10 protein-coding genes are annotated in these 13499 nt (G+C 57.0%); 5 read left to right on the forward strand and 5 right to left on the reverse strand.

Annotated elements, in window-relative coordinates; all coding sequences use genetic code 11:
- Positions 1-8: 8 nt before the first annotated feature.
- Positions 9-929 carry a carbon-nitrogen hydrolase gene (locus AC5DDB_RS09125; RefSeq protein ID WP_491739403.1) on the reverse strand — a complete coding sequence of 307 codons (921 nt, stop codon included), beginning with the start codon at positions 927-929 and terminating at the stop codon, positions 9-11.
- A gap of 425 nt (positions 930-1354) precedes the next feature.
- Entirely contained in the window at positions 1355-3685 is a 2331-nt protein-coding gene (locus AC5DDB_RS09130; protein WP_491739404.1) for a GumC family protein, read from the reverse strand.
- 496 nt (positions 3686-4181) lie between these two features.
- On the opposite strand from AC5DDB_RS09130, the gene AC5DDB_RS09135 reads away from it, so the two are divergent.
- The 5 genes from AC5DDB_RS09135 (at position 4182) to AC5DDB_RS09155 (ending at position 10114) form a co-directional block, all read left to right on the forward strand.
- The gene (locus AC5DDB_RS09135; protein ID WP_491739405.1) at positions 4182-6452 is read left to right on the forward strand and encodes a tetratricopeptide repeat protein; all 2271 of its coding nucleotides are present in this window, start codon (positions 4182-4184) and stop codon (positions 6450-6452) included.
- Positions 6453-6624: 172 nt separating this feature from the next.
- On the forward strand, positions 6625-7698 hold the full coding sequence (gene gmd, locus AC5DDB_RS09140; protein ID WP_491739406.1) for a GDP-mannose 4,6-dehydratase: 1074 nt from the start codon (positions 6625-6627) through the stop codon (positions 7696-7698).
- 75 nt (positions 7699-7773) lie between these two features.
- Positions 7774-8538, forward strand: a complete 765-nt coding sequence (locus tag AC5DDB_RS09145) for a hypothetical protein (protein WP_491739407.1) — start codon at positions 7774-7776, stop codon at positions 8536-8538.
- Positions 8535-9146 carry a hypothetical protein gene (locus AC5DDB_RS09150; protein WP_491739408.1) on the forward strand — a complete coding sequence of 204 codons (612 nt, stop codon included), beginning with the start codon at positions 8535-8537 and terminating at the stop codon, positions 9144-9146. The genes AC5DDB_RS09145 and AC5DDB_RS09150 overlap by 4 nt, the downstream gene beginning before the upstream one ends.
- A gap of 2 nt (positions 9147-9148) precedes the next feature.
- Entirely contained in the window at positions 9149-10114 is a 966-nt protein-coding gene (locus tag AC5DDB_RS09155; protein ID WP_491739409.1) for a GDP-L-fucose synthase family protein, read from the forward strand.
- A gap of 90 nt (positions 10115-10204) precedes the next feature.
- On the opposite strand, the gene AC5DDB_RS09160 is transcribed toward AC5DDB_RS09155, so the two are convergent.
- The 3 genes from AC5DDB_RS09160 to AC5DDB_RS09170 form a co-directional block, all read right to left on the reverse strand.
- Positions 10205-11215, reverse strand: a complete 1011-nt coding sequence (locus AC5DDB_RS09160; protein ID WP_491739410.1) for an RluA family pseudouridine synthase — start codon at positions 11213-11215, stop codon at positions 10205-10207.
- A gap of 119 nt (positions 11216-11334) precedes the next feature.
- Positions 11335-12330: a YfgM family protein gene (locus AC5DDB_RS09165; protein WP_491739411.1), complete on the reverse strand. Its 996-nt coding sequence runs from the start codon at positions 12328-12330 to the stop codon at positions 11335-11337.
- Positions 12331-12521: 191 nt separating this feature from the next.
- Positions 12522-13430 carry a DUF58 domain-containing protein gene (locus AC5DDB_RS09170; protein WP_491739412.1) on the reverse strand — a complete coding sequence of 303 codons (909 nt, stop codon included), beginning with the start codon at positions 13428-13430 and terminating at the stop codon, positions 12522-12524.
- Between the last annotated feature and the right edge of the window lie 69 nt (positions 13431-13499).

Consider the following 13499-nt stretch of genomic DNA (forward strand, 5'->3'; position numbering starts at 1 on the left):
ACTTTCGCTCAGTCGGCGTCAATGTAACGTTTGGTCAATTGGTCGTAAGCGTCGATGCGACGGTCACGCAGAAACGGCCAGTGTGTGCGGGTGACATCAATCCGCTCGCGATCGACCGGCACCACGATCACTTCCGCTTGATCGTTCGAAGCTTTCGCGATGATCGTTCCTGACGGGTCGGCGGCGAAACTCTGGCCCCAGAATTCGATTCCGCCCGACTCGGCCGCTCCGGTCAGTGTGGGGGAATCGCTCGTTGGTGTTGCTTCGAAACCGGTGCGGTTGACGGCGAACACGTAGCAACCGTTGGCGACCGCGTGAGAACGTTGGATCAGTTCCCAACTCCCATGCTGCGCGACACCGTACTCGTCTTTCTCGCTGGGATGCCAACCGATCGCGGTGGGATAGAACAGAATTTCCGCACCTTGCATGGCGGTCAATCGAGCTGCTTCGGGGAACCATTGGTCCCAGCAAATCAGCACACCGATGCGGGCGAACTTTGTCTCGAATGTCTTGAAACCGAGATCACCTGGCGTGAAATAGAATTTCTCGTAGTACAGCGGATCGTCGGGAATGTGCATCTTACGGTATTTGCCGAGGTACTGTCCGTCGGCATCGATAACCGCCGTCGTGTTGTGATACAGCCCAGCCGCACGACGTTCGAACAAGCTGGCAATCACGACGGTACCGGTTTCCCGCGCGGTTTCTTGCAGCGTTTCGGTGGTCGGTCCGGGGATCGGTTCGGCGAGGTCGAAATGGACGTGGTCTTCGGTCTGGCAGAAATACGGAGCCAAAAACAACTCGGGCAAACACACAATATGGGCACCCGCAGCGGCGGCTTCGCGGATCATATCTTGGGCAATCTGCAAATTCACCGCTGGATGTTCGGTGCATTTCATTTGCAGCATGGCGACATGGAGGGCGTCAGTCATAGGGCGACCGGAATCTTGGGTACGAATGGATCTCGAGTTCTTTGTTCCCGTGGAACAATTGGATTGTGTGTCACTGGCGCGACCAGTGCAAACTCAAGTGGACATTGAAGTCACATTGCACTGGCAAAGCGAGTGCAGCAAATTACATCGATATAGCGTCGTGGGTGGCATGCCCACGGTTTTACGTGGGCATGATTGGACATTCAAACATCGCTGGCCCATGCCCACCCCAAACGGTGGGCATGCCACCCAAGTGTTAACCGCATTGAGTGTTACGCAATATTGTCTTTAATACATGCAATTTCCTGCAGTGGCTCCCGAATTTGGCTGTGGAACAAAACGTCGGTCGGCAGCGAAAGAAAAAGCCGAGCCGATCAAACGATCGACTCGACTTTCGAATTTGAAGTGTAGGAGTTCGGTCGCAGTTATGCAGCCGCTTTGGGGGTTTCGTCGGGAGTGTAGTCTCCGTAGCCGTACCCGTAACCGTAGCCACCGCCGTAGGTGTCGAAACTGGCTCCGGCATCCCAACAGTTGAGCACGAGGCCCAACATCGTGACCCCGGTTTGCTCGAGCATTTCCAGCGTTTTGAGGGCCTCGGGTTTGGTGTCTTGCGAGACTCGCATGGCCAGCAGCATGCCATCGACTTGCGAAGCGATGATGCACGGATCGGCCACTTTGAGGACTGGCGGGCAGTCCAAGAGAACGAAATCGTACTCGCTTTTCGCCAGTTCGAGGAAATCGTGGAACGCTGGCGATTCCAACATTTCGGCCGGGTTGCCAGGGTTCGGACCGGCCGGCAGGAATGTCACGTTCGTTTCGGGCACATGGTGGGTGACGTCCCACGGGCTGACTTTGCCTTGCAATGCCATGCTCAAGCCGGTTTCGTTGTCGACCCCGAAGACCTGGTTCATCCGTGGACGTCGCATGTCGCAATCGACCAGCAACACCCGCCGACCCGTTTGAGCCAAGCTGAAAGCCAGGTTCGCGGTAACGGTGGTTTTCCCGTCGCCCGGTTTCGCACTGGTGACAGCCAACACATGGAGCGTGGCACCGTTGGCCGCGAAGAACATTTGCGTTCGCAAGCCCCGGAAGACTTCCGCCTCCGGCGATTGCGGTGCATGCAACGAACAGACGGTCAGGTCCATTGCCGCATGCAGCGGGTTCGTGGCTTCCTCTGGAATTTCCAGGTATGGCACTTGGCTGAGGACCGGCAAGTCGAGCAGTGCAGCGACTTCGTCGGCATCGCGGAAGGATCGGTCTTGGTATTCCAGCAGGAATGCTCCGCCGACTCCGCCCATCAAACCGAGGAATGTTCCCAAAATGATGCACAACGGCAAACTGGGCCATACATCTTCGCCGAACGAAGGCGACGCGATCAGTTCATTGATGAACCCGCCGTAGTCCTTCGCCATGTTGATGTCCCGCAGACGTTCAACGACCGCGTTATACAACTCTTGACGACGAGCAACTTGCTTGTCGAGCGTTTCATCCTGCAACTCGTAGACAACAAGTTCCTTCGCGGACTGCTCTTCCGAAGCTGCCAACGCGAGCAAGCCTTGTTCGCGGTTCTTGATCGATTGCAGGTCGTTTTCCAGAATCCGAGTGTACGCATCGACAATGCCGTCCGGCGTCAACATTTGCTCGTTGCTGGTCAGAGAAGTCGCGCCCGAAGCTTCTTTCAAGACGCGTTCGGCTTCTTCGATCTCGTAACGAACGCGGATCACTTCCGGATGTCGCGGTGCGAACTTTTCGAGAAGCGTCTTTTCCTTCGCTCGCAAGGACGAAAGCACTTCATATTGAGCTTTGGCCTCTGACAACCGCACCGGCATGCTGGCTTGGAACGTTGCAGAGCTGGCTTCGCTGCCGATCACTTCGACGAACACGCCCAAGCGGGCCAAGTTCTCGTCGTCGATGAGTGAAAGTTTTTGCAGCAGGTTGATTGGCGATTGCGAATCTCGTAGAGCGACATCGCGAAGATTCTGCAACCGAGCTTCCGCCTCGGTCGCTTGCAACCGGAGTGCGGAAAGTTCCTGTTGAATTTGCTCGTATCGTGTGCGGTGAATGTTGTTGCTTTGCGATCCGTTCCACAACAACGGTGCGTTTTTCCGCATGTTGAGTCGTTCGGTTTCGACGTCGCTCAACTCGTCTTCCAAATCCTTACGGGCACGGGCGATGAGTTCTGCAGCCTCGTTGTTGACGTCTTCGGATTGCTCATCCACAAACGACTGAAACCGCTGAACCAACGCATTGACGATCAGTTGAGATTCCGCCGGCGAGTTGTGTCGGAAGCTGATGTTCAGCACATTCGCTTCCTTGGCACCACCGGCACCACCGCGGGTGATGTCCAGATGATCGATCACGTAATCGACGGGCGTCTCATCTTTTTTCAGTTCTTTTTTGATGGACTCCAGCTCGAACAAGCCGGCCCCTTGGAGGGCGTCTTTGACGATCCGTGGGCTTTGCAGCAATTGCATGTGTGTGGCGAGAATATCTTCGCCAACGCCGCCGGTTTGCCCGTCTTGCACACCACGCGTTGCCAAACGCGGGTCGCGACGCATAATCATCAACTGAGCGGCAGATTCGTACGTGACCGGAGTGACATACCAGTACGCGACTGATGCGGCCCAACCAAGGGCGACGGCGACCACCAGGACCGTCCATCGCCTTTTGATAATTTGCAGGATGTCGAATGAATCGCCTGCGGGCCCACCGGCCACAACTTCCGGTTGGCCATTGGCCGTCAACTCGTTCGCCATTCGTGTCGTCTCCCCGCTATGGATACATCCCTGCTGTGTTCACGCGTTCGCAAGCATCATGCTCGTGAGTGGAGTGTTGGAGACAGCCAACGGCCAAATTTAAGTCGGAACTGCCCCATCGTGCGTGAGTTAGCGCTGGAAGTTATTTCGAACTTCAGATTATGCCAAGTCCAGTTTTGTCGAATCTCTGCTAAAAGAGTCCTCCAACTCAAGAGTTTAGGACCCGCAAGAACCTGATAACTTATCCAGGTTGCCAAGCTTCTCTGGAACATCTGTGGTCTGCGGAAGATTGCAACGTTCTCGGTTCGGAATTGGTCTCGACACGGAACTTGAAGCAATCTATAACCCGCGCCACTCTTTCTCCGAAATCTCTTCAAAACTCTTCATTCGAATCCAATCGGCATTCGCTAGGTACGATTCGTCCGTGGAAATCGCGGTTCGCGATGTTGTCTCCGCTGGCGTGCGTATGATTGGACCGATCCGGGAGAATCACCCGATGCAACAACGTTTCCGCCGAGCCGCATCTGTTGGCCTGCTAACTCTTTCCGGCAGCGTAATGTTGTGCGGTTGCCAATCGCCACCGTTCTTCGGGGGGGGCACCGCGAGTTCGTCGGACCCGGCCGCCATTCGTGAGGCGTTCTCCCCGACGAAAGATCGCGAACATGAGGAACTCGACAAATTCGTGAGTCGAGGCCGTGAATCCGCCTCGCAGTTGGGGCGACCCGCTGCCGATCCGCCCCGAGTGCAAGGATTGTTGCAACAAGGACACGAGGCCGTTGTGCGGGGCAACGCGGACGAAGCCCGTCGGTTGTATCAACTTGTGCTCGACGAGCAACCCGATCATCCCGTGGCTCATCATCGGCTCGGAATTCTTGCAGATCGAGGTGGTCAGTACGCGACAGCCGAAAGACATTACCTCAGAGCACTCCGCGGGCGACCGACCGATGCGGACTTGCTCAGCGATTTGGGATACTCCTACTTCCTGCAAGGGCGACCGATCGAAAGCGAGAAGTTCCTGCGGGAAGCATTGCAGGCCGACCCCGGACATCGCCACGCTCGCGACAACCTTTCCGTCTTGTTTGATCGCTCGAAAGCCGAGTCGGTATTGCGGACGGTCCAAAGTCCACGGGAAGCATCGCAAACGCTGGCGAGTTTGTTCGACGACGGACCGAACAGTGGGCAAATGGACTTGAACACCGACACACCGCCGGAAGGGGTGGACCCGAACGAATGGTTGCGTCAGAAGATGGCTGCCGCTCGGACGAGCCCGCCGACGCCGCGAGTACCACCACACTCGCCGCCAGCATCGAACGGGCTTGCCGGTCGACCGATGAACTTGGACTCCAATATGCCTCCCGAAGGAGTGGACCCGAACGAATGGATGCGTCAGAAGATGGCCGCCGCTCGGACGAAGTCACCTGCGGAACTTGCCCCGGAACGTCGGAACCGTTCGCTGCCGCATCGCCAACCGCAGAACAACTACCCGCCCCAAGACGGCCGCATTCCGGATGAACATCTTGCGACCGTGCTACGGGATATTGACCGAACTTCCCAGGCAACCCGACCACGTCCCATGTCCGCACAAGAATGGCCGACGCGAACTCAGTCACCGTCGCATGATCCTCGGATGATCGCAGAAGGGCAACGGGACTACGATCGCGGCCTAATGGCACCCGATCCACGCACCACGACTCAAGTGGCGTACGGTCCGCAGATGCCAGAGAACAGCGGCGTTCGAAATGCCGATTTCGACTCGGTTTCGCCAGCGCACACCACCCGTTACGACATGAATGCTCGGAACATGGGTAATCCGTCGGAATCGGTTGCGACACACAATGCAATCGACAATCGGCCGGAAGCTCCGCGTTGGGAGAACATCCCGGAGCAAAATTGGTCACAAATCCCAACCGCGACCCAAGCGCAGTACGATTCTCGCAACGCATCGGGAGTTCGCTCGGGAGCCATTCAGCAAACCGATTACACCGTCGCTCGACAAGCCGCTGAAGTCGGGATGCAAACCGGACCGGGCGCAATGTTCCCGGGGTTACGGTCGTCCGACAATATGCCGACCAACGGGCAACCACGGACGATGGCCTCTGGATCGGCTGCACCGATCATTCAACCACGAGTCCAGGCACCGCCACGTCGTCAACTGCCAGGATCGAACTCGCAAACTCAGGGAACAGCCACACCAAGTTGGCACGATCGGCCTGCGACTCCTGACTGGAGCACACAGGATCAATACAGTTCATCGAACTGGAACAATCAATTCGATACCGCGACCACCACTCCCGGCCAATGGCCACACGCGAACGGTTCCACAAACTCCAACGGGTTGCCAGTGATTCAACCGAGCAATGCCCATCAGCCGCAGCCGGGTGTTCCTGCGGACCAGCGGTACGATCAGAACGGGTCGTTTCCGCAGAATCCCGGCCAATACGACCGACAATCGGAAATGACGAATCCCCCGCAATACGCTCCACAGAATCCCGGACCACTTGACGCCTATGATCGTCAACGCCAAGAACATGCCGCCAGTTACAACACGGAATTGCAGCAGTTGGCCACCCAACGCGGACAATGGGGCCAAGGTTCAGCGGACCGACCGGCAATTCCTCCCGGTATGATGACCGGGCCTGACGAATACCATTCCTACCGGCCCGAAGACTACAACCTCCGCCCGGAAACCGGATCGCCGGACTACCGAGCCGGTCTCGGTCACGACTACGGCACCGGCGCTGCCCCCGTGCGGTACGCAGGGCAATGACGGCTGTGGAGGGTAGGGGGTAGAGAGTTGTGAAATGACATTGCTATCCCACCCTCTACTCCTCACTCTCAACTCCCCACTCTCAGCTCTGATTCGCTATTGACGCATTTCCACACGTCCGTTACACCGCGACGGTTCGATCGGCTGCAGGACGCAAGAGACAGGAAAACGCATGGACGCCCACGATTCCACATCCCGACCCGTTGCTCTCATCACCGGCATCACCGGGCAAGACGGGAGCTACTTGGCCGAGTTGTTGCTCTCCAAAGGATATGAAGTTCACGGGCTAATCCGGCGGGCTTCGACGATTAACACCGGGCGGATCGATCATCTCTATCAAGATCCCCACAACCCCAATGTGCGGTTGAAATTGCATTACGGCGACCTCTCCGATGCGAACAGCTTGCGTCGTGTGCTCGACGCTGTCGAGCCAGATGAACTTTACAATCTCGGGGCCCAATCCCATGTGCGGGTGAGCTTCGATATGCCGCTCGACTCCGCTGACATCGATGCGATGGGCACACTGCGATTGTTGGAAGCCGTCCGCGAAGTGCAGGACACCACCGGTCGGGAAATTCGATTCTACCAGGCATCATCAAGCGAGATGTTCGGCAAAGTCGTCGAAACACCGCAGAAGGAAACCACGCCGTTCTACCCACGCAGCCCGTATGCCTGCTCGAAAGTCTTTTCGTATTGGGCAGTCGTGAATTACCGCGAAGCCTACGGATTGCACGCCAGCAACGGGATTCTGTTCAACCACGAATCCCCCCGTCGCGGCGAAACTTTCGTCACACGGAAAATCACACTTGGCATCGGTCGGATCAAGCACGGTTTGCAGGACAAACTTTACCTGGGCAATCTCGACGCCAAACGCGACTGGGGTTTTGCCGGTGATTATGTCGAAGCGATGTGGCTGATGCTTCAACAAGAACAAGCCGAGGATTACGTCGTCGCAACCGGTGAGACACATTCGGTTCGCGAATTTCTGGAATTGGCGTTTTCGTGCGTCGATCTGGATTACCGAGACTTCGTAGAGATCGATCCGCGTTACTTCCGTCCGACGGAAGTCGATCTGCTCCTCGGCGATGCCACGAAAGCGAAACAGAAGCTCGGTTGGCAACAGAAAGTCAGCTTCGAACAACTCGTGCAAATGATGGTCGAGGAAGACGTGGAACTCGCCGCCCGCGAGAAGACTCTCCGTGAAGCCGGCCACACATTTCCGAAGTACCCCCGCAAAGCGGCGTGAGTTGCTGATGATGTGATGAGGTCTGGGGTGATGATGGGAAGCGACCTCAAGTCAACGGTCTCAACCGGAGAATCGATGATGACTGCATCTGCCCGTTTTGTGTTCACTTGGGTTCTGCTCTTGGTGTCGCAATCGATTCTGGCGGATGATCCCGCCTCGGCACCCAAGCCGGTCCCGCCCGCAAACCCCGCTCTCGTGCAGCAGTACAGCGCAGCGGTGCAGGCTTATCTCAACTCTAACCCAGATGCCGCTCGGCAGATGGCGGAGTCGGCGGCCCAAAATGGCGGTATCGTCCAGATGGGCGATCTCGATCTCGAAGTTGTCGCGCAGATGCAGCAAATCGGGCACAGCATCACCGGGACCGTTCCGCAATTGCAACCGCAAGACGCCACAGCACTTCAAGAAAAACGGGCCTCACGAGACGCGGAAAAAGCCGCGATCGGCAAGGTCATCAATGACCATCCGGAAATCATGGTGCAGATCGTCAAAATGGTCGTTGACGGGAAAAACGAAGACGAAGCAATGCGAGCGATCGTGAGTCTCGGGACGAAAGCGATCCCCGCGCACTTGAAAATGCTCGAACATGAGGATTCTAAGTATCGCACGGCGGCCGCTCAGAATCTCGCCTTCGCCGCCTTGGATGACAGTGTCGAATACCCGGTGGAAACCGTTGTGACAGCGCTCAGTCGGGTGGCTCAGGAAGATGCTGATCCACAAGTGAAGGAAGCCGCTCAGCATGGGTTAGCAATGCTGATTAGCCTACTGTCCAACGACAATTATCGCCGAAATCTCCAGAACACTGTGAATATGCAATTCACGCAAGTGGGAGTTCACCCATGAAACATGTCTTCCACGCTTTGAGTCTCGCGACTGCTTTCGGGTTCCTAGCAGCTGGCACAATGGCTGCGGAACCGGTGGCAACAAACCCGTACGGTCAACCATCGCCGTATGCACCGCCTTCGCTACCAAAAGCTCCGTCGCAGCTGAAGCTTGAGAAAACCCTCGCGGCTCATCCAGAGATTCTGCTGACGCTCGTCGAAGTAGCTGCGCAGTTGGACGAACCATCGATTGCTCAGAAGGCAAACATCGAGCAAGCGGGATATTCCCAAGCGACTCGACAGCGTGCTGCCAAGTCGAATCGAGCGAACCTCGCGATTTTGGCCATGGGCACGGTCGCGGTTCCCGGATTGATCGAGTTGCTCGATGACGATCGCGCGGCAGTGCGGACGATTGCGGTGATCCATCTCGCGTGGGCCGCGCGTCATCCGGATTTCCCCGCCGATACGGTCTTGCCCGCTCTGACCCGCGTGGCACGCAACGACAAGAACACGCAGATCCGCCAGGAAGCTCAGTCTGCTTTGAGTCATGCTGTTCAACTTGTCTCCCATCCGGGCTTCCGGGAAACGATCAACAAAGACTTCGATGCCCAATTGAACAAATTGGATTAGCCATGACAAACACTTCGATGAACTGGACGAATACACGAGTCACCGTCACCGGCGGCGCGGGCTTTCTTGGTCGCGTGGTGTGTGAACTGCTCCGTGAACGTGGCTGTCAACACATTGATGTGCCTCGGCGGAAGGACTACGACCTAACGACCGAAGCCGGTGTGCGGCGGATGTTCGCGCACTTTCGGCCGGACGTATTGATTCATCTGGCGGCGGAAGTCGGCGGAATCGGGGCGAACCGTGAACATCCCGGTCGGTTCTTCTATGCGAACATGGCGATGGGTTTGCATCTTGTCGAACATGCTCGGCTGTGCGGCGTCAAGAAATTCGTGCAAGCCGGAACGGTGTGCGCGTATCCCAAATTCGCTCCGGTGCCGTTCTCTGAGGAAGACATCTGGAACGGCTACCCCGAAGAAACCAACGCCCCCTACGGTGTGGCAAAGAAAGCTTTGTTCGTGATGCTCGATGCCTACCGCCAAGAGTACGGTATGAAGAGTGCGGTCACGGTGCCGGTGAATCTCTACGGACCGGGCGACAATTTCGATCCGCGTTCGTCACACGTGATCCCGGCACTCATTCGCAAGTGCATCGAAGCCCGTGACACTCGCCAACCCAGTATTTCCTGTTGGGGCACCGGGTCGGCATCGCGGGAGTTTTTGTACGTCGATGATGCCGCCAGCGGAATTGTGCGGGCGGCGGAAGTCATGGACGAACCTACCCCGATCAACCTCGGCACCGGTCGCGAAATTCCGATTCGCGAGTTAGTCACGTTGATTGCTGATGCCTGCGGTTTCACTGGCAAGATCGAATGGGACGCCACCAAACCCGACGGCCAACCACGACGGTGTCTGGACACCACCCGTGCCAACCAACTCCTCGGTTGGCAAGCCAAAATGGACCTCGAAGAAGGTCTCAAACGCACCGTCGCCTGGTACGAACAAAGCACCGCAACTCGTCGCGCTGCTTGAGTTGATCATGTGTGCCACGGCTCTGTGAGCCGTGCTGTTCGGGTTAGATATCGCTCGGCACGGCTCACAGAGCCGTGGCACACGGAAGTTCTACTCCGCTGCTTCGAGGGCGGCGAGGGTTTGTTCGATGTCTTCCGGTAGCGGGGCGATGAATTCCATCGGTTTGCCGCTTTCGGGGTGATTGAATTTCAACCGATGGGCATGCAACGCTTGGCGGGCAATGAGGACGTCTTCGCCATCGGTCGCGTTTTCATCGAGCACCAATTTCTTGAGTTCCTTGCGTCCGCCGTATAAGCGGTCCGCGACGATCGGGGTGCCGAGATGTTGCATGTGCACGCGGAGTTGGTGCGTGCGGCCGGTTTTGGGTAGCAACTTGACCGACGTGAATTTCTGACCGTTCGGCAACGAGAACCGCCGCAGCACTTCGTAGAATGTGCTCGCTTTGCGGGCGTTGCCGCCGGGTTCGCAAGTCATCATTTTCTCGCGGGCTTTGGGATGCGTCCGCGTGTGCGTTTCGATGAAATCGCTGTCGAACTCGATGTGACCCCAAGTGATGGCCCGGTATTCCTTCTCGACGCTGCGTTCTTCGAACTGGGCACTCAGACGGCCATGAACCTGGTTGTTCTTGGCGACGACGAGCACGCCGGTCGTGTCACGATCCAAACGGTGCACGATGCCGGGGCGAAGTGTCCCGGCCATGTCGCTGAGGGAATCGAAGTGAAACTGCAACGCCCCGGCGAGCGTACCGCCATAATTCCCTTTGCCGGGGTGCACGATCATGTTCGCCGACTTGTTGATGACGACCAGAAAATCGTCTTCGAAGAGCACATCGAGCGGAATGTTTTCCGGCTGCAAACTGGAATCGGGCTCTTTCGGAAGTTGCACCGTCAGGCGGTCGTTGACACGCACCCGACGCGACGGTTTCGCAGCCACTCCGTTGACGAGAACCCGTTCCTGCGAGATCGCCGTCTGAAACAAACCGCGGCTGTAATTCGAGAACAACCGAGCGAGATAATGGTCCAACCGCCACCCGTGAGCGCGAGCTTCGACCGTGATTTCAATCGGCTCAGCGTTTTCCAAAGAGGGCGGCGGGTCGGTCATCTGTTTCTTATGTAGAGGGTTGAGAATAGGGGGTGGAGAGTGAAAAACCGAAGCGGCACAAAACCAAGACTCTCTACTCCCGACCCTCCACTCTCTACATCAGAGATTGTCGAGATCCCCTACTTTGCTTCCGTTTCGACAGGCGAAACATCGTCGTTCGCATCCGGGGTCGGCAAGGCAGGACCGTCATTCTCTTCAGGGGCGGCTGCTTCGCTGGGAGCTTCCGAGTTGGATTTCTCAGCCGACGCGGGTTTTGCTTCGTCCGTTTTTTCGGTGTCGGTCTTTTCGCCGTCGGCTTTTTCAGATTCGATGTCTTTGATGAAGTTTTCGAACTCGTTCAAAGCATCGGCATCGTCGCTACCAGGCAACATCGGCCCATCACCAGGGGCTGCCGGCGGTCGGAAGTCACTTGGCGAACCGGGTGGTTGGTTATCCTGCGGGCCTTCGCGATCGAGTGGTGACGGGTCTTGCTTCTTGTACCATGCGTAGAAGTCTTGCGTTTCGGGCGACTTCAGAGCAGCGATCCGTTGTTGAGCCGGTTCGAAGAACACCGAATTCGGGTACGTCTGCACGAGTCGTTGATAAACTTCGATCGCCGGTTCCACGCCTTCCACGTTCTCGCCGTCTTTGCCGACATCCACACCGGCGAGCGTTTCCATCGTATTTCCAAGAGCGTACAACGCACGTTCGCGGATGATATCGCTGATGTCGTCTTTCAGCAGTCCTTCCAGAACGTCACGAGCCCGAGTCAGTTCGGCGATACTGCCTTCGCGGTCAGTCATCGAGAGTTGAATACCCTCGGCGAGTGCCCGTTGCGATTCCTTCAAACGAGCCCAATCCGCGACGACAGTGCCGCTGAACTCATCGGAGATCTCGGCGAAGCGTTCGGCATCGTTGGCGGTAATCATCGGCTCCCAACGAGCGGCTTTCGTCGCGGCGGCACTGCGGGACCAGAAAATCCCGATGGCGGCGATCAGAGCCACGACGGCCAACCCGATTGCCAATGGCACGCCGTTCTTTTCCAGCCAGGCCTTCGCCGCTTTCCCCCAGCGTTCCAATTCACTTTCTTCGTGATGGTGATGGGGTTGATCTTGTTGTTTGAGTTCGTTGCTCATCGATCCATTCTCACGAGCGGCGGTCAGCGAAGTCGAAAATTGATGCGAATTGGCAAGCCATTTGCCGGATCGGCGAGTATAGATGGGCACAATTTCCCGGTCAAGGGGCGGGAGATCAGGTCAAGGGACAAGAGGCCAGGACCCAGGACCGGAATCTCAGCTTCTTATCGGCTCTCCGCTCTCCGCTACCACTACCGGCCGCGATTTTGACGGCTGCGATGGTTGAGGTAGTCGATCAGCACTTCGGCGAGCGGGCGGCTGGTGTCGACCGGCACGCATTCCACGCGGTTGCGTTGGCAGACTTCGTCCAACTTTCGCGTGTGTTCGCGAACGGCTTCCAAGTAGCCACGACGGATGTCTTCGGTTTGCGTCGTGTATTCGTCTTCGACTTCCAAGCCCAGGAATTTCACCATGCCTTCGAACTCGAATTCCCACTCGTGATGGTGCATCACGTGGAACAACACGACATCATGCCGACTATACCGCAACCGTTGCAGCGGCGATTCGAGTTCGTCGGGATCGCCTAGAAAATCGCTGAAAACAAACACAATCTCCCGACGACCGAGTCGGCTAGCAAACTCGCCGAGTGCGGGGGCAATGTTCGTGGTCTCGACCGGTTCAATTTCATCGAGATGATCCGTCATACGGTGCAGTTGAGCCATCGAATTCGACGGAGGCACGAACCCGCGAAGTTTTTCGTCGAACGTCGCCAGCGAGATTTTGTCGTTCTGTCGAATGACGGAATACCCCAAAGTCGTCGCTAACTGAGCCGCATACAGCAACTTCTGCTGTGAACCGTCGCCATACCGCATCGACGCGGACACATCGATCAGAAGATGAGCCGTAAAGTTCGTCTCCTGTTCGTACTGTTTGATGAAGTACTTGTCCCGCGTGAAGTACAGCCGCCAGTCGACGTGCTTTGGATCATCTCCCGGCACATACTCGCGATGCCCGGCGAACTCGACCGCAAACCCGGAAAGCGGCGATTTATGAGCCCCTGCCAAATTCCCCAACACCAACCCCCGCGGTTCGATCGCCCGATCCGCCACGCGGCTGAGGACATCAGGATTCAAATACCGGGACAACACACTGCTAGCCATAGCGGCCTCGACGGTTAAGATTCTCCAGCAAACGCCTATCGGTATTTGGCGTCGCTGCCCGATATGTTA

The sequence above is a fragment of the Thalassoroseus sp. genome, assembly GCF_984380535.1.